General features: G+C 68.0%; 13 protein-coding genes. 6 read left to right on the top strand and 7 right to left on the bottom strand.

All coding sequences use genetic code 11. The annotated features are described in order from the left end of the window. The first annotated feature begins 15 nt into the window (after positions 1-15). Positions 16-1,272 (top strand): ion channel protein, encoded by a 1,257-nt coding sequence (locus tag A6I89_RS04565; RefSeq protein ID WP_103143027.1) that lies wholly within the window; start codon positions 16-18, stop codon positions 1,270-1,272. Here the strand turns inward: A6I89_RS04565 and A6I89_RS04560 are convergent. Both A6I89_RS04560 and A6I89_RS04555 read right to left on the bottom strand, forming a co-directional pair. Continuing rightward, positions 1,265-2,941 (bottom strand): ammonium transporter, encoded by a 1,677-nt coding sequence (locus A6I89_RS04560; protein ID WP_022596478.1) that lies wholly within the window; start codon positions 2,939-2,941, stop codon positions 1,265-1,267. The two genes, A6I89_RS04565 and A6I89_RS04560, sit on opposite strands and share 8 nt — an antisense overlap. A gap of 176 nt (positions 2,942-3,117) precedes the next feature. After that, the gene (locus A6I89_RS04555; protein ID WP_044991161.1) at positions 3,118-3,426 is read right to left on the bottom strand and encodes a PepSY domain-containing protein; all 309 of its coding nucleotides are present in this window, start codon (positions 3,424-3,426) and stop codon (positions 3,118-3,120) included. Positions 3,427-3,569: 143 nt separating this feature from the next. On the opposite strand from A6I89_RS04555, the gene glgX reads away from it, so the two are divergent. From glgX to treZ, 4 genes are all read left to right on the top strand, one after another. Further along, complete coding sequence (glgX, locus tag A6I89_RS04550) at positions 3,570-5,687, top strand: glycogen debranching protein GlgX (RefSeq protein WP_022596480.1); 2,118 nt, start codon at positions 3,570-3,572, stop codon at positions 5,685-5,687. Further along, complete coding sequence (treY, locus tag A6I89_RS04545) at positions 5,684-8,062, top strand: malto-oligosyltrehalose synthase (RefSeq protein WP_022596482.1); 2,379 nt, start codon at positions 5,684-5,686, stop codon at positions 8,060-8,062. Before glgX ends, treY begins: the two co-directional genes overlap by 4 nt. 112 nt (positions 8,063-8,174) lie before the next feature. Further along, positions 8,175-8,987, top strand: coding sequence for a mycofactocin-coupled SDR family oxidoreductase (locus tag A6I89_RS04540; RefSeq protein WP_005512588.1), 813 nt, complete (start codon positions 8,175-8,177; stop codon positions 8,985-8,987). Positions 8,988-9,052: 65 nt separating this feature from the next. Continuing rightward, entirely contained in the window at positions 9,053-10,813 is a 1,761-nt protein-coding gene (gene treZ / locus A6I89_RS04535; RefSeq protein WP_022596484.1) for a malto-oligosyltrehalose trehalohydrolase, read from the top strand. Here the strand turns inward: treZ and A6I89_RS04530 are convergent. The 5 genes from A6I89_RS04530 to A6I89_RS04520 form a co-directional block, all read right to left on the bottom strand. Further along, on the bottom strand, positions 10,794-11,531 hold the full coding sequence (locus tag A6I89_RS04530; RefSeq protein WP_232244751.1) for a class F sortase: 738 nt from the start codon (positions 11,529-11,531) through the stop codon (positions 10,794-10,796). The two genes, treZ and A6I89_RS04530, sit on opposite strands and share 20 nt — an antisense overlap. Before the next feature lie 14 nt (positions 11,532-11,545). Further along, positions 11,546-11,698 carry a hypothetical protein gene (locus A6I89_RS24545; RefSeq protein ID WP_005512585.1) on the bottom strand — a complete coding sequence of 51 codons (153 nt, stop codon included), beginning with the start codon at positions 11,696-11,698 and terminating at the stop codon, positions 11,546-11,548. A 4-nt stretch (positions 11,699-11,702) separates the two neighbouring features. Beyond that, positions 11,703-12,506: a class E sortase gene (locus A6I89_RS04525; RefSeq protein ID WP_022596488.1), complete on the bottom strand. Its 804-nt coding sequence runs from the start codon at positions 12,504-12,506 to the stop codon at positions 11,703-11,705. Positions 12,507-12,539: 33 nt separating this feature from the next. After that, the gene (locus A6I89_RS24540; RefSeq protein ID WP_005512581.1) at positions 12,540-12,680 is read right to left on the bottom strand and encodes a hypothetical protein; all 141 of its coding nucleotides are present in this window, start codon (positions 12,678-12,680) and stop codon (positions 12,540-12,542) included. A 150-nt stretch (positions 12,681-12,830) separates the two neighbouring features. Beyond that, positions 12,831-17,255, bottom strand: coding sequence for a DUF5979 domain-containing protein (locus A6I89_RS04520; protein WP_232244753.1), 4,425 nt, complete (start codon positions 17,253-17,255; stop codon positions 12,831-12,833). On the opposite strand from A6I89_RS04520, the gene A6I89_RS24775 reads away from it, so the two are divergent. Continuing rightward, positions 17,230-17,802 (top strand): hypothetical protein, encoded by a 573-nt coding sequence (locus tag A6I89_RS24775; protein ID WP_226347349.1) that lies wholly within the window; start codon positions 17,230-17,232, stop codon positions 17,800-17,802. The genes A6I89_RS04520 and A6I89_RS24775 overlap by 26 nt on opposite strands. Positions 17,803-17,936: the final 134 nt, after the last annotated feature.

The following is a 17,936-nucleotide window of genomic DNA, read 5'->3' as shown; positions in this document are numbered from 1 at the left end:
GCACCGTTGGACGTCGTGTTCCCGAGCACCCGGACGATCGCGCGTGAGGCCGTCCCCTCCGTCCTCGTGGGTGTCGCGGCCGCGGTCATCCCGATCGCGATGGTGCTCGTCACCGACCGGGTCACCGACCTGCTCTACAGGTGGATTCCCGATCTGATCGGGTTCGACGGTTACGCCCGATGGTGGATCTTCGCGGTACTCACCGGAATCGGACTGCTGGTGGGTGTGCTGGTGTGGAAACTGCCCGGGCACGGTGGACCCGACCCCGCCACCGCGGGGCTGGTAGGACCGCCGATTCCGCTCAGGTCGCTACCGTCGCTGGCGCTCGTCGTGGCGCTCGCGCTGGGCGCCGGGGTGAGTCTGGGTCCGGAGAATCCGCTCATCGCGATCAACGTCGCGGTCGCTGCCTGGATCCTCGGGCGGCTGTGGCCGACGATGCCGACCAAACGCGTCGTGTGGCTGACGACGTCCGCGACGATCGGTGTGCTGTTCGGCACCCCACTGGCAGGGCCGTTGGCGTTCGTCGAACTGGCCGGCCGCCGCCCGAAAGGCGAGCTGTGGGAGAACATGTTCGCGCCTCTCGTCGCGGCCGGCGCGGGCACCGCGACGATGTTCCTCCTCGATCGCCCGATGCTCGTCGTCGACGTCCCCGCATACCGCGCACCCACCATCGGGCACATCCTGATCGGCACGCTCATCGCAGTCGGTACCGCCGCCTTCTTCCTGATGGGCGTCCCCGCCTTCCACCGGATGCATGCGCTGTTCCACGCGCTGCCGAACCCGGTTCTCGCGATCGGGCTCGGCGGTGCGGTTCTCGGCGCGCTCGGCGCTGTGGGCGGACCCGCAACACTCTTCAAGGATGCCGAGAACATGGGGCGGGTCACCGCGAGCGCTGCCGACGAGTCGGTGGGCCGCCTCGCGCTCTACGCGCTGATCAACCTCGTGGCGCTGCTCGTCGCGTCCAGCTGCGGCTTCCGCGGCGGCCGGACGTTCGCGTCCGTATTCGTGGGCTTGAACGTCGGATTGCTGGTGCATGCCATGTTCGACACCGTCCCGCTCGCACTGTCGATCTCGTGTGCGGTCCTCGGCGCGCTCGTGGTGGCGGTGCGCAGTTGCTGGCTGGGCCTGTTCATCGGTGCGACGATGGTGGCGTCGTTCGGGGTGATTCCGGTGTTGTGCATCGCGGTGCTACCGGTCTGGCTGCTGGTGGTGCACCGCGGCCAGCTGGTCGTGGGCCCCAACACCGTACCGCTCGAGAAGCACGTCAGCTGACGGGGTCCTCGTCCGTACGGGCTTGTGGCGAGAGCGGTTCCGCGGCCTGCTGCACGTACCCCTCATGGCCTCCGATGGTGGCGGAATCCAGTGCGTCCAGCACACGCTCGACGTCGGTGTCCCGGACCAGCACCTCCACCTTCAGTCGCTGCGCGAGCGCGAGTTCACTGCGCTGGTCGCGCATCACCACCGTGTCGCGATGGGTGGAGGGGGCGTGAACTTCCGTCACGACGATCGACCGGGCTCCGGCCTCCCGCAGCGCGCTCTCGAGCGCTCCTGCGTCGATGGCCCGCACGAGCACCGTGACGAGGCGGTACTGGACGCTCGACGGCGCTGCGGCGATCCGCGTCGCCGTCAACGGCGGCTCGTCGACAGCACCCGACGCCAGCCCGGCCCCGGCAACGAACGACGGGGCGAACCGGTACGCGTCCATGCCCTGACGGCGGCGGTCCGAGCCGAACTCCTCGTCGGCGGGCAGGCGCAGGCCCACGGTTCGGTCTGCCGCGAACGCGATCACGAGTGTGACGACGAAAGAGAACGCGACCACCGCGACGACAGCGAGAGCCTGATTCCCCAGCAACGAGAAGCCCCCACCGAAGAACAACCCGTCCGCTCCGATCCCATTGATCGCCTTCTTCCCGAACAGGCCCAACAGGAGGGAACCGAGTACACCACCGACGAAGTGGACGGCGATCACATCCAACGCGTCGTCGAAACGGAACAGCACTTTCAGCCGTAGCGCCACCTGGCACACGAGCCCGGCGACCGCCCCGATCAGCAGCGCCGACGCAGTGTCGACGTATCCGGCGCACGGTGTGATCGTGGCAAGCCCGGCCACCGCCCCGGTCGCCGCACCCACCACGGTCGACCGCCCCTGCCGGAAGCGTTCCGCTATCGACCAGATCACCATCCCCGCTGCCGCCGCGACATGGGTGTTGATCAGGGCCTGCGCGGCAATTCCGTTTGCCTGCAGGCCATCTCCCGCATTGAATCCGAACCAGCCGAACCACAGAATTCCGGCACCGATCATCGTGAGCGGCACCGAGTGCGGAACGGTCTCGGTGCCGGGCCAACCGGTCCGCCGGCCGAGGAACAGGAGGATCGCCAGTGCGGCCGCCCCCGCCGACGCGTGGACCACCATGCCGCCCGCCCAGTCCTGCGCTCCCCGGACCGCGAGCCATCCCTCGGGGTCGAACAGCCAATGCGCGATCGGCGCGTACACGACGACAGGCCACACGGCGAGGATCACCACCCAGCCCGCGATCTTCAGCCGATCCGCCGTCGCGCCGGTGATCAGCGCGGGAGTGATTACCGCGAACATCATTTGATAGGCGACGAAGGCCAGGGTCGGGATCGCGATGCCCGGGACGACGACATGAAGTGCCGGGCGCGGCGCTTCGTCCAGATTCTGCAGGGCGAACAGCTTCAGATCGCCGAACAATCCGGCACCGGTGTCCTCGCCGAACGCGATGCTGTGGCCGATCAGGATCCACACCACCGTCACCACGCCGAGCGCGACGAAGTTCTGCTGGATCATCACCAATGTGTTGCAGCTCTTGACCATTCCGGCGTAGAAGAATGCCAGTCCGGGAACCATGAACAACACCAGTGCGGCGCACACCAGCACCCAGGCGGTGTCGCCTCCGTCCATCGGATTCGACGCGGTCACGGAAAAGCACCTCCGGAGAACGACTCCGGTCGCCCCTTCGTCGCGGAACAGGTTGCGGGACAAACCGTTCAAACGACACAGCCGAAGCGCCGGGTCGCCGGATCCTCAGTGTAGAGCGGCCACCGTGCGGCGTTAACCCCCGCGATCGACACGCGGTCCAAGGGATACGCGAGTCGTCAGCCCGGCAATGTCGAGGCCGGCGCCGTCGCCTCGTCGTCCGGCTCGTCCTCGGTGATCAGGCCGGTCTGCAGATCCACGTCGATCTCGCGCCGCTCGCCCTGCAGATTCACGTAGTCGATCTCCACCGTGGGGCGACCGTCCTCCTCGTCGAGTTCGACGCCCAGGATCGCAGGTCCCGGCGGCGTCTCCTGCGCCGCGGCGGTGCCGGCGCCGAGTACGAGTGCGCCGGATCCGACGACGGCGGAGCAGATCACCGCGATGGCCGACCCGGCTGCCCGAGAAGCTGCACGAGAATGGGAGAACACAGGACCTCACCCCTCCACTGGAAGTGCGACTTCGTCTCCACGCTAGACCGAACCACTCACCAGCGACAGGGTGAACGAACCTGCGAACGAACCCTTGTCACAATCCGGGTGCACCGGTCGGCTTACAGCTAGGGTTCAGCAGCATGGAGCGCAGCGGGCCCGGCGTAGCGCCGCCGATCGAGACGTGGCCGGGAGCCGCGTATCCGCTCGGCGCCACCTACGACGGGGGCGGGACCAACTTCTCACTGTTCTCCGAGGTCGCCGAGGCGGTGGACCTGTGCCTGGTCGCGAGCGACGGCACCGAGACCCGCGTCCGGCTCGACGAGGTCGACGGCCACGTGTGGCACGTGTACCTGCCGTCCGTAGGACCTGGGCAGCGGTACGGGTTCCGGGTCCACGGGCCTTTCGACCCGGAGGCCGGGCTGCGGTGCGATCCATCCAAGTTCCTGCTCGATCCCTACGGCAAGGCCTTCGACGGCGTGTTCGACGGCGACCCGTCACTGCACGCGTTCGGCGAGGACACGCTCGGCCACACGATGACGACTGTCGTGATCAACCCGTTCTTCGACTGGGGCGCGGACCGGCCGCCGCGCACGCCGTACCACGAGACCCTCATCTACGAGGCTCACGTCAAGGGCATGACCGCGACCCATCCGGAGATTCCGGCCCAGCTGCGCGGCACCTATGCCGGGCTCGCGCACCCGGTGGTGATCGATCACCTCCGTGCGCTCGGGGTCACGGCGATCGAGCTGATGCCGGTACACCAGTTCATGCACGACCAGATCCTGCTCGATCAGGGGTTGCGAAACTACTGGGGCTACAACAGCTACGGATTCCTGGCGCCCCATGCCGAATACTCGTCGGCCACCGAGCCGAGCGGCGTGGTCACCGAGTTCAAGGCGATGGTGCGCGCGTTCCACGACGCCGGTATCGAGGTGATTCTCGACGTCGTCTACAACCACACCGCCGAGGGCGACCACCGCGGCCCGACCCTCGTCTTCCGCGGCATCGACAACGCCGCGTACTACCGACTCGACGACGACGATCCGTCCCGCTACAAGGACTACACGGGCACCGGTAACAGCCTCAACGCCCGGCATCCGCACACCCTTCAACTCATCATGGACTCGCTGCGCTACTGGGTGACAGAGATGCACGTCGACGGTTTCCGTTTCGATCTGGCGTCGACCCTCGCCCGCGAATTGCACGACGTGGACCGGCTTTCCGCGTTCTTCGATCTGGTGCAGCAGGATCCTGTGGTGAGCCAGGTGAAGCTGATCGCCGAGCCTTGGGACGTCGGCGAGGGCGGCTACCAGGTCGGGAACTTCCCCGGGTTGTGGACCGAGTGGAACGGCAAGTACCGCGACACCGTCCGGGACTTCTGGCGCGGACAGCCGGCCACCCTCGGGGAGTTCGCGTCCCGACTGACCGGGTCGTCGGATCTGTACGAGGCCACCGGGCGTCGCCCCAGCGCGAGCATCAACTTCGTGACCGCCCACGACGGTTTCACTCTCGCCGATCTCGTGGCGTACGAGGAGAAGCACAACGAGGCCAACGGTGAGGACAACCGGGACGGTGAAAGCCACAACCGGTCGTGGAACTGCGGCGTCGAAGGGCCCACCGACGACCCCACTGTCCTCGCCCTTCGGGGCCGGCAGCAGCGCAACATCCTCGCCACGCTGCTCCTCAGCCAGGGCACCCCGATGCTTGCCCACGGCGACGAGATGGGCCGCACCCAGAACGGCAACAACAATGTCTACTGCCAGGATTCGCCGCTGTCGTGGATGGACTGGTCACTGACGCGAACACACTCGGATCTGTTGGCCTTCGCCCGTCGTGCGTCGGCATTGCGGGCCGCGCACCCGGTCTTCCGCCGACGGCGCTTCCTCGCCGGCCGCCCCGTCCGCGACGAACACCGTCCCGACATCGCGTGGCTCACCCCGACCGGCCGGGAGATGACCACCGAGGACTGGGACAGCGGATTCGGCAAGGTCCTGGCGGTGTATCTGGGCGGTGATGCGATACCCGAACCCGATCACCGCGGGCGCCGCGTGGTCGACGACTCGTTTCTGCTGTTCTTCAACGCGCACGATGCCGACGTCGAGTTCGCGGTTCCGTCGGGCCCCGAGGAGAGCCGGTGGGTCGGCGAGCTGGACACCTGCTCGCCCACCGGGGCAACGGATCTCGCTGCCCACGCAGGAGACACGCTCACCGTGCCGTCCCGATCCCTGCTGGTGCTGCGGCGGGACCGGCCGTCATGAGACCGATCACCGCGACGTACCGACTGCAACTGCGAGGTGACGCCTTCACCCTCGACGACGCACGCCGACTGGCCGACTATCTCGATCGTCTCGGCGTCTCGCACGTCTACCTCTCGCCGATCCTGACGGCGATGCCCGGATCCACCCACGGCTACGACGTCGCCGACCCCACATCGGTGTCGTCCGAACTGGGCGGGCGTCCCGCACTGGTCGCGCTGTCCGCGGAACTGAGCGAGCGCGGCATGGGACTGGTCGTCGACCTGGTGCCCAACCATCTCGGAATCGGCCGGCCGCAGCACAACCGCTGGTGGTGGGATGTACTGACGAACGGCCACCGCTCCCCGTTCGCCCGGTTCTTCGACATCGACTGGCGGGACGACAACGGCACCGACGGGCGGATCGCGCTGCCGGTGCTCGCCGACGAACGTGATCTGCTGGCCCTGCAGGTCGATCGCACGGGCGGCACTCCCCTGCTGGCGCTGGGCGAGCAGCGCTTCCCGATCGCCCCCGGCACCGACGACGGCGACCCCCGGGAGATTCACGCACGACAGCCGTATCGGCTGGTGCCGTGGCGGGACGGCCGGGTCGGCTATCGGCGCTTCTTCGCGATCAACGATCTGGCCGCGCTCCGGCAGGAGGATCCGCGGGTGTTCGACACCACCCACCACCAGTTCGCGTCGTGGGTACGCGACGACATGGTCGACGGTGTCCGGGTCGACCACCCCGACGGGCTGAGCGATCCCGCCGGATACCTGCGCAACCTCCGCGGGCTCATCGGACCCGATCGTTGGCTGGTGGCCGAGAAGATCCTCGCGGCAGGGGAACCGCTCGATCCCACTCTGCCGATCGACGGCACCACCGGCTACGACGCCCTCACCGAGTACGGTGGCGTGTTCCTCGATCCGGCCGGGACGGCGGCGCTCACCGAGTTGGCGGCCCGTGCCGGCGCGGCCGGGGACCGTGCCTGGTTGGACGAGAACGGAACCGAATTGCGCCGCGGCGTCGCTCGCGGCGACCTCGCTCCCGAGGTACGCCGGCTGACCCGGGCGGTGCTGCGGGATTCACCCACGTTCTGCAATCCGGAGCAACTACGCGACGCCCTGGTGGAGGTCCTCGCACACATGCCGGTGTACCGCGCCGATTACGCGCCGCTCGCCGGCATCGTGCCGCGCATCATCGGCGAGACCGTCGACCGGCACCCGGAATGGCAGACGGCCCTGACGACGCTCGCGAGCGCCCTCGTCGACGGCTCCGAGTCCCGGATCCGATTCCACCAGGTGTGCGGTGCCGTCACCGCGAAGGCGGTGGAGGACTGCCTGTTCTATCGGACCGCTCGCCTCGTGTCGCTCCTCGAGGTCGGTGGCGACCCGGGTGTCGTCGGCTGCTCTCCTGCCGAGTTCCATCTGCGTGCCCACGAACGTGCACGCTTCTGGCCGCGCACGATGACCGCCCTGTCCACTCACGACACGAAACGCGGGGAGGACGTCCGTGCCCGCATCGGGGTGCTCTCGCAGGTGCCGGAACTGTGGGCCCGCTGCGTCGCCGACTGGGAGATGTCGGCCCCCAGCCCGGACGGCGTCCTGGGACTGATGATGTGGCAGAACATGTTCGGGGTGTGGCCCGTCGACGGACCGTCCCCCGACGGCGCGGACCTGCGGCCGCGTCTGCACGCCTACGCCGAGAAGGCCGCCCGGGAAGCAGGGGTGCGCACGTCGTGGACCGCGATCGACACGAAGTTCGAGGACGCCCTGCACGAGTGGATCGACCGGGTTCTCGACGGTCCGGTGGGCCGGAGCATCGGTCGGATCGCCCAGCACCTGGCACCGCACGGTTGGTCGGACGCGCTGGGCCAGAAGCTGCTGCAACTGTGCGGGCCGGGAATCCCGGACGTGTACCAGGGCACCGAACTGTGGGAGGACTCGCTGGTCGACCCCGACAACCGGCGTCCCGTGGACTTCGCCGTCCGACGCGCCGTCCTGAAATCGATGGACACCCCCGGTGTCGAGGCCCCGCCGATCGACGCGTCGGGTACCGCGAAGCTGCACGTGACACGCATTGCGTTGCGACTGCGGCGGGAACGCCCCGACAGTTTCGTGGGCGGACACTACCGCCCGGTCTTCGGGGTCGGTCCGGCCCGGGACCACCTACTCGGGTTCGCGCGCGGGCCCGTGGGCGCTCCCTCGGACGTCATCGCACTCGCGACGCGGCACAGCGTGCTGATCCACGAGAACGGTTGGGGCAGTTCGAGCATCGCACTTCCGACCGGAAGCTGGTTCGACCGGCTAACAGGGGAACTCCACACCGGGTCGATCCCGCTGGCGAAGGTCTTCGGCCGGCTACCCGTCGCCCTGCTGGTCCGGCTCGACCGGCCCTGAACGACGCTCGGCCGCCGCTCGTCCTCCCGGTGACCGGGACCGCGCCGACACCGGTCGCCGCCGCTTCATATGGTCCAGATCACACGATCGTCGAAGACTGGAGGCAGTACCCATGAGCGCGAACCGTTTCGTCGGCAAGGTTGCATTCATCACCGGAGCGGCGCGGGGCCAGGGCCGCGCCGAGGCAGTGCGGCTGGCATCCGAGGGCGCCGACATCATCGCGATCGACGCGTGTGCCGACTTCGACTCCACCGCCTACGACGGCGCCACCGAGGCGGACCTCGCCGAGACCGTCGCACAGGTCGAGGCACAGGGCCGAAAGATCGTCGCCACCAAGACGGATGTGCGCGACTTCGCCGCGGTGTCCGAAGCGCTCGCAACCGGCATCGCCGCGCTGGGCCGACTCGACGTCGTCGTCGCGAATGCCGGCATCTGTTCGGGCGCCATGTCGTGGGAGATCACCCCCGAGCAGTGGCAGGAGACGCTCGACGTCAACCTCACCGGCGTGTTCCACACCTGCAAGGCCGCGATCCCGCACCTGATCGAGCAGGGCGAGGGCGGTTCGATCGTCATCACCAGCTCCGTGGCGGGTCTGCGCGGGCTGCCGTTCCTCGGCCACTACGTGGCCAGCAAGCACGGCGTCACCGGGCTCGCGAAGACGCTTGCCGTCGAACTCGGCGCGCACAACATCCGCGTCAACACCGTTCACCCCAACGGCGTCGACACGGGCATGCAGGTCAACGACATGCACGCGCTGGTGCAGGAGTACGCGACCACGCTGGCCCCGATCTTCATGGGCAGCCTGCCCGACCAGATCAGCCGGCCCGAGGACATCGCCAACGCCGTCGCGTGGCTGGCGTCGGACGAGGCCCGGCACGTCACCGGCATCCAGCTGCCCGTCGACCTCGGGACTCTCATCCGCTGAGAGACTGAGCGGCTGATCGACACAGGTCGGCTGCGGTGTGCACGCGATCGGGGCATGCTGATCACGTGCACACCTTCGAGGTCTGGGCCCCGATCCCCCGCTCGGTGCGCGTCCACGTGGACGGATCCGAGCACGAGATGACGCGCTCCGCCGACGGCTGGTGGCACGCCGACGTCGACGCCGCGCCGGGGGCGCGGTACGGGTACGTGCTCGACGACTCCCCCGTCGTGCTCCCCGATCCACGCTCCCCGCGTCAGCCGGAGGGCGTACATCTGCCGTCCCAGCTGCACGAACTCGACCCGAACCGGTGGACGGACGCGGCGTGGACGGGCCGGCAGTTGGCCGGCAGCGTCGTCTACGAACTGCACATCGGCACGTTCACGCCGGAGGGCACGTTCGACGCCGCGATCGGCCGCCTCGATCACCTCGTCGACCTCGGCGTCGGCTTCGTCGAGCTGATGCCGGTTGCGGCCTGGGGCGGGACCCACAACTGGGGCTACGACGGCGTGCTCTGGTACGCCGTCCACGAACAGTACGGCGGCCCGGACGGGTTGCAACGGTTCGCCGACGAGTGTCACCGGCGCGGGCTCGCGGTGGCTCTGGACGTCGTCTACAACCACCTCGGACCGTCGGGCAACTACCTCGACAGATTCGGCCCGTACCTCGCCGACGGCGCCAACTCGTGGGGGCGCGACGTCAACCTGTCGGGTCCCGAGTCCACCGAGGTCCGCCGCTACGTCGTCGACAACGCGCTGCGCTGGTTCCGCGACTTCCACGTCGACGCCCTGCGGCTCGACGCCGTGCATGCCCTGGTCGACAACTCGGCGACACATCTGCTCGAGGAACTGTCGATCGAGGTCCACCGGCTGTCGGCTCATCTGCGACGCCCCCTCACGCTCATCGCCGAGAGCGACCTCAACGACCCGCGGATCATCACGGCACGGGCCGCCGGCGGACTGGGTCTCGACGCGCAGTGGGACGACGACATCCATCACGCGATCCACGCCGCGGTGTCGGGCGAACGTCAGGGCTACTACGGCGATTTCGGCTCGCTGCAGGCCCTCGCCCGCACCCTCACCCAGGGCTACTTCCACAACGGCACGTACTCGACGTTCCGCGGGCGAATCCATGGGCGCCCCATCGACATCCGGAGGATCCCCGCCGACGCGCTCCTGGCCTACACGTGCACGCACGACCAGATCGGCAACCGCGCCACGGGCGACCGCCCGGGCACGTACCTGTCCGACGGGCAACTCGCGATCAAAGCGGCGCTGGTCCTGTGCTCCCCCTACACGCCGATGCTGTTCATGGGCGAGGAGTGGGGCGCCCGAACACCGTTCCAGTACTTCACGTCGCACCCGGAGGCCGACCTCGGTGCGGCGACGGCGGAGGGACGTCGCCGTGAATTCGCCGAGCACGGGTGGACCGCGGACGCCGTGCCGGATCCGCAGGAGCCCGCGACGTTCGAGCGCTCCAAACTCGACTGGAACGAGCCGACGCGTCGCCCGCACGACCGCCTGTTGGAGTGCTATCGGGCACTGATTGCGCTGCGGCGCAGACGATCCGAGATCAGCGACCCGTGGCTCGAGCACCTCGGCATCGAGTACGACGAGGACGCGCAGTGGTTTGCGATGATTCGCGGGTCGCTGCGCGTGGTGTGCAACCTGGGTCCCGACCCGGTGACGGTGCCGATCGGCGGGATCCCACTGCTGTGGTGGGACGAGCCCACCGTGGACGCGACAGCCTCCGCGGTGGTGTTACCGGGACATTCGTTCGCCGTCCTGGACGCCGATCCGGTCGCCCGGATCAGAACGGGACGGCAGTGACCACCACGTTCTCGAGGTAGGTGGCACGTCCCTGGGCGTCCTTCACGATCTCCCCGCCACACGTGACGACGTGCAGTTCGCGCGGGCCGCCCGGACCCTGGAACGCCCAGTCCGGCAGCGCCTGCTTGACGAACCGCTCCATCTTCGTGATCTTCCAGCGCGTCACGACGCCGTCCTTCGTCACGTACACCGCGTCGCCGGGATACAGCGTGTGCATCCAATACAGGGCACCCTCACCCTGATTCGCGTTGTCGACGTGACCGGCCACCAGGATCCCTCCGTCCAGGGCATCGATCGGCGCCGAACCGGTCCAGTACGTCACCTGGCTCACATCCCGCGGCAGCAACAGGCTCTGATCCGGCGCCAACCCGAGCGGATCGAGCGTTGTCTGCACCCCGATCGCCGGGATCACCACACTGTTGTCGGGCAGCGGTCCGGCGGGCACCTGTGGTCGGTCCGACGGATTCTCCGCCGCCGGTCCGGGTTTGCGCGCCTGCCCACCGGCACCGATCCCCGGCAACGCGCCGTCGACCGGATCCGCGACGCCGTCGGGGGGCAGTTCGAACGTCGATCGCGGTACCGGCGCGGCCGCCGCAGGATCTGGCTGCAACCCACGGAAGACGAGGAATCCGCCACCCGCGAGCAGGACGAGCGCGACGACGACCATCAGGATCGTCCCACCCCGACCTGCTCGTCGCGCGGCCTCGTGCCTACCCATGAACGCCATCCTCCCTAGACGGTGACGTCAGAGTAGGGCATCTGCGCCGACACCCAGGGGAAGACGACTTCCATGAGGAGCAGCACGAGCGCGACCGCGATGAGGATCGCGAGCGCGGCCTTCACCGGACGGGGTCCGGGGAGGGCGCGCCAAAGGTAGCCGTACATCTGTCTACTCCTGCAATGCCGCGGGGAGGGTTCCCGCGGACTTCGACACGGATTCGACGCGAACCGCGTGCACGATCATGCGTTCGGTGTTCGAGAACAACGGATGGCACGTGGTGAGCGTCAGGGTGCTTTCGAGCCCGGAGTGCGGTTCGACCCACGGGGCCCCGGGCAGCGGGTTGACGACCTCGACGTCGTCGGGGGTGGTGATGTGCCGCCCCACGACGTGGGCATAGTCGCCGTCGGCGACGCGATCGACCTGCTCCGGGCTCAGACAGGCAGCCGCCTCGGCGCGGCGCCCGAGCTGATCGTTTCCGAGTGGGAGAACCCGATACGTGATCCATCGGAACTCGGTCTCCACGACCACGGCATCACAGGTGTCGAGTCGATCCAGGTGCTGGAACACCGCACCGGTACCGATGCGATGCCCGGCGAGCGCGAAATTTCCCGGCTCGCCGGGCATCTGGGTGTCGACGTAGTGGCCGGGGCCGGCCCGCAGGTCCTCGTTGCGCGTGCCCTCGACGACGGCGTAAGCGGCGTCGAGGGCGGGAATGTGCACGCGCGCAAACCCTTCGCCCGGCGCGGGAGGTGCCGGGGCGACCGACTCGTCGCCGGTCGCCCCGTTGCCCCAGGACTCCGTCAGGCCGCTGTCGACCTCGTCTTGCAGCCGCGCCGAGACGATATTGGTCCAGAACGCCTCGTAGAAGAGGTACAGCAGGAGGACGGCCCCCGCAGTGAGGAGCAGTTCGCCGATGACCCGGCCGCTGTTCGGCCGGGCCCGTTCCGGACCCGGAACTTCGGTGTCGCGCATGGGCCGGAGCCCCTTCCACAGGTGTCGAACCGGCTAGCTACCCACGTTGATCGCAGCGCTGCCGGCGCCACCGAGCAGGTCGTAGAGAAGCACGGACAGCCGACCGAGACCGTCGATCACGGCAGAGCCGGTGGTCTGGACGTCGAAGGTGAGGGAGAGCGGGAGGACGAGCACGGAAGTATCTCCTTTTCGAGGGCGACCGAATCATCGGCCGCGATATTCCTTGTCCGCTGTGGAGCGGTGTTCGATTCGAGCGAACTGCGGCGCGGGGCGGATGCGACAGACGAGGTCGCACCCGCCCCACCAGCCGGGTGCCCGAGGGAACTATCCCTCGCCGGACACCCTCCTGCGGCTACGTAGAGTCAGCCATCCACCACCGGCGATCAGCGCGAGCGCTGCACCGGCGAGCCAGACGACGTTCGCACCCGTCACGGGCAGCGACGACGACTGGTCCGGCGCCGGCTTGCTCGGCGCAGGCTTGCCCGGAGCACCGTTGTGGCCGGTCTCGCCCGCATTCTCCGGCGAGGCAGGTCCGCCCGGTTGCGCCGGCCCGCCCGGCTCACCCGAGACCGGCGGCGTCGGCCACTCGGAGCCCGACCCCGGCGGGGTCAGCGATCCGTTCCACGGCGGCAACGGAATCGGGAGCGGGATGATGATCAGACCGTTACTGCTGGTCTTGTTCTCGAGTCCCAGCACCACCGGCTCGTTCGCGTCACCGGTAAGGGTGACCGAGACTCCGGTCGGCTTGCCGTCGATCGCCGCGACGTCCGCACTACCTTCCTCCACACCCCAGACGACCTCGCCCCACTTGACGTTGGTCACGTCGGTGTAGGCGCCGGTCTCGGCGAAGGTGATCTCGGTGCCCAGCGGGAACTGCACCCGGCCGTCGACGACCGGAGCGTCACAGTCGGCCGTCGGGGTGGCCGGAGCGCCCGGCTTCACGTCGAGGACACAGGAACGGTTCTCGTCGTCGACATCCGTCCACGAGGCCGTGACCTGGAAGATCGTCGAACCGTCCTTGGCGACCTGATTGCCCTTCGGACCGCTCACGATCTTGTCGATGTCCACGTCCGCCGTCGGGATCGGTCGGTTGCGGATCTCCACCACGGATTCGTCGCCCGCAACGATCTGGACCGTGTTGCGGTCACCGGGCTCACCGGCATCCGCGGCCACGTAGTAGAACGGCCGCGCCCAATCCATTCCGGGCAGGGCGGCGGGATCGACCTCGGAGAAGGTGATCACAGTGTTCCGCGGCAGAACGTCGCCGGACTTCCAGCTCCAGCCGTTTGCGGCGTCGAGGGTGATGGTCTCACCCACGGCCGGGAAGTCGGTTCCTCCCGGAAGTGCCGGATCGATGCCCTCGATCCTGACCTCGAACGCCGCACCGTCGGGCAGGTCGGCCTCGGTGGCGGGGACGGGATCCTCACCGTCGAAGACGAACTTGGTGAACTCGACGGAGCCGTTCTTCCACAGCGCCTCGTTCGACAGCGTGATCAGACGGCCGTCCGTCGGGTCGTCGGAGACGATTCCGGTCGCGGTGCCACCGGGATTCGTGACGAGCCACGATTCGCCGTTCGGGTCCGTGCCCCACGAGATCGTGCCCCATTCGACTCCGGCGATCTCGGGACGCCCGGTCTCGGTGAAGGTCACCTCGGTACCGACGGGGAGGTCGACACCGAGCGACGTGGCCGCGCCCTGCTTCACGGTCAGGTCCTTGGTGACGTACTCGGTGCCGTCCTTCCAACGTGCCTGCACCGTGAACTCGGCGTCGTCACCGACCGCCTCGGCGGCCTCGCCGCCGACCTGCTTGGCGATGCGCAGGGTGCCGTCGTTCTTGTCGACGTAGTTCGTCACCTCGACCTTGCCCGCGTCCTTGCCGATGGTGACCGTGGCCGAGCCGTCGTCACCGATCGTCACGTTCCCGGAGTACGAGGGCACGCCCCACGCGAGGCCGTTGCCGTTCGCCGGAACCGTCTCGGTCAGCGTGACTTCGGTGCCGCCCGGCAGATTCACACCGAACGGAACCGCGGTGCCGTCGGCCGGGAGCGTGAGCGTCTTGGACTGCGGCGCTCCGTCCGCGTTCCAACTGGCGATCACGTCGAACGTCTTCGGCACGGACTTGTCGAATGCCTCGGGACCCGTGAGCTTCTTGCTGACCGCGAAGGTGCCCATGGTGACCTTGGCCTCGTTGGTGACGGAGACCCTGTTCGCCGTGGCATCGGTGCCGATGGTGAGCGTCTTCGGCTCGATCACCGGTGCCGACCACGTCACCCGATCGGTGTTCAGCGGCAGTACCTCCGAGAAGGTGACCTTCGCTCCGATGGGCAGATCTGCCAACTCGAAGTGCTGGCCATTCCGCAGGGTGAACTGGCGCACCTCGTCGCCGGTGGTGTCGTCGTCGTCGGCGATGTGTGCGTCGATGACGAAGGACTCGTTGCCGGTGAGACCGCCGAGCCCGTCACCCACGACGGCCTTGGTGATCGTCGCCTTGCCCAGGACGGCGTTGTTGACCAGGGTGACACCGATGTTGGTCTTCGGTTCAATGGTCACGACCGCCTGGGTCTGATCCGCGTTCAGGGTCACGCCCTCTGCCGGACGGAACTTGCCCTGCTCGAAGTAGACGCCGTCGACGGTGGGCAGATCGATCTCGGACAGGCGGATCTGCCAACCGGTACCGCGGGGGTTGACTCCGCTGACGGGTGTGCCGTCCGCCTTCACCTTGACGTTGTACGAGCTGTCCGGCTTGTCGGTCGCCGGGTTCTTACCGGGAGCGAACTCCTCGACCTTGACGGTGAACTCGGTGCTCTGCGGGAACGGCTTGGAGAAGGACGCGACCTCCTTCAGCAGCGAGAACGAGCCGCGCGAGACGCCGGTGCCGGTGCCGCCGCCACCCCACTCCTGTCGGACGCTGCTCGTGATGGCATCGCGGCCCTGGTAGGTGAGCGAGTTTCCGTACACCGTGCCACGCCCGTCGAGACCACCGCTGGCGGTGCAGAGGGTGTAGTCGATGTAGTACCGGGTCTCACGGTCGTACTCCTCCAACGGCAGGGTGAAGTCGACCCCGCCGGCCGTGCGCACGACGCCGGTGGTGGCGGTGAGGTCCCGCTCGGCAACAGCCTTGTCGCCGAGGAAGTCCCGCGCGATCACCCGGAGATTGAGGTTTGCCTTGATGTCGTTGCCGACGTCGCAGACGGTCAGGGTGCCCGAGAAGGTGTCACTGATGACCGCCGGTTCCGTCAGGCCTTCGAGGTGACGTCCGGGAATCTCCACCTTCCAGTCGAGGGTGGTGCCGGCCGGCTGCTTCTCACCGGCAACATCACGCTCGGTGGTGTTGAGCTGGCCGCTCTTGCCGCTCTTGAACTCGGGGCCCCTCACCGAAGCGGTGACCGGGGGGCGGCCGTTGAGGCTCGCCGAGTTGGCGAAGACCTCGGTGTTGTCCGGGACCCTGTCCTCGGTGAGGCAGGTCCGGTAGCTCACGTAGTAGTACTGCTCGGGGTCGAACGCGGCGACGTCCTTCGGCGTGATCGTGACACTGATGTCCTTGGCGCCGGGGGCGGCATCGACATCGATCGTGAACTGGCCGGTGACATCCGTCCGCCCGGGGCTGTTGCCGCTGGCGTCGGGCAGGTAGTTCGCCTTGGCGATCTTCACGACGAGCCCCGTCGCGCAGACGGCGTGGTTGCCCGTGAGGGTGTCGGCGATGGACACCGTATGGTCGGCGCTGCCGGCGATGAACGTGCCGGGGACCATGATGGTCCAGGCCGCCTCCTTGTAGCGCTTGCCCTTGTCCAGGCTGCCGGACTTCGACGGCGCGGTCTGCGGCGTCCAGTCCTGGCCGACGCCGGTCGACGGCACGTCCTTGTTGCCGATCGTCACGGCGTTGTCGTAGACGGTTCCGACCGGGTCCACCTGTCCACTGGCCGTGCACGAGGTGTACTCGATCCGGTACAGCAGGTTGCTGTCGAATGCCTTGCCGTTCGTGAGCGCGATCGAGACGGGTTCGCCCGCGGCATCCTGGGTGACGGTGACGCCACCGCTGACCGCCTTCAGGTCGCCCGGGCGACCGGACTGCAGCGTCGCGTTGAGCCGACCGGTGTCGCAGAGCTTCATGTTGGCCGAGAGCGCGTCGTTCAGGGTCACCGAACCGGTACCGGCTGCGTCCAGAGCGGCCAGGTCCTTGCCGGGAATGTCGATGGTCCACCGCACGGCCTGCTTGTCCGACTGCAGCTTTCCGGACTTCTTGGCAGCGCCGAGATCCTTGCCGTCGCTGATGCCGCCACCGCCGGGCAGCGGGTACGACTGCGTGAACTCGCCGTTGAGGACGAAATCAACGTCCTCGGCCGTGGTGTAGGCAACTGCCTTCGTGTAGACCTCGAAGTCGCCGTAGACGTCTTCGGGCTTGTCCGCCACCGCATCGGTGAGCACGCAGGTCATGAGGTTGGTGGCGGCCACCAACTCGCAGGTGCCCCAGACAGTGCCGTCGCCGACCAGATCGATCCTGGGGTTGGCGTCGAGTTTGAGGACCTCAGGGAACCGGACGGTGAACTGGTCGCCGGGCTGAGGAGCGGCGGTCCGCGCGTCCCACTTGCCCTTCACCGAGACGGAATCGCCGACCTTGATCTGCTGGCCGTTCGCCCCCTCGACCTGGACGTCGGTGATCTCGACGGTGATCTTGTCGTTGACTCCGCGCGGGGTGACGGCTGCGGCACGCTGCTGCGCCGTCGTGGTCGGCACGCTCGTCGTGGTCACCGGCGACGTCGACTCGGCCGGGGCCGTCGTCGTGGTCACCGGCGCCTGCGACGTGGTGGTCGTCGGCGCCTTGGTCGTGGTCGTCGGTGCGATCGGAGCGGAGCTCTGTCCCGTCGTCGAGGGCGAGCTCTCGGCGGTGCGCGTCGGAGCGGAAGTGGTCGATGTTTCGCTCGGGTTCGCCGAGGCCATCGGGGCGATGGAGAACGAGGATAAGACCAGAGTCAGAACCGCAAAGATCATCCCGAGCGCCGCCCACCGTGACACCACCTCCCCTCCGGCACGACGCAGGAACACACGTTTACGCATGAAGGACACCTCTCGTTCGACACATCCGATTTGCCGCACGCCTGACGAGGGGCCGGCGACCGACTACGGAAACAGGACAAACACCTCATATACACGAAGTGATGACACGAAAAGTGACACAGAAACTCGTTCACACCGGGGATGGGGTCACGGGCGCGAGCGCGCAGTCATAACGAAATGGCATGCGCTGCTGATCAATTCGGAGTTGCGCCGCGATCCGATCGACACGGACCGGCGATGACCGGACACTTGCGTGCCGATCGGAATCTCACCCTCGAAATCATCCACCTCTCGGCCGAAAGGTGACCCACCGCACACCTTCGCGGTCCACCGGAGACCCCTCGCTCCGAGGGCGGTCGATGCAGCGAAGTGTGT

Source organism: Prescottella equi (genome assembly GCF_002094305.1).
Classification (GTDB): Bacteria; Actinomycetota; Actinomycetes; order Mycobacteriales; family Mycobacteriaceae; genus Prescottella; species Prescottella equi.
This window is presented reverse-complemented; position numbering and strand designations above follow the sequence as displayed.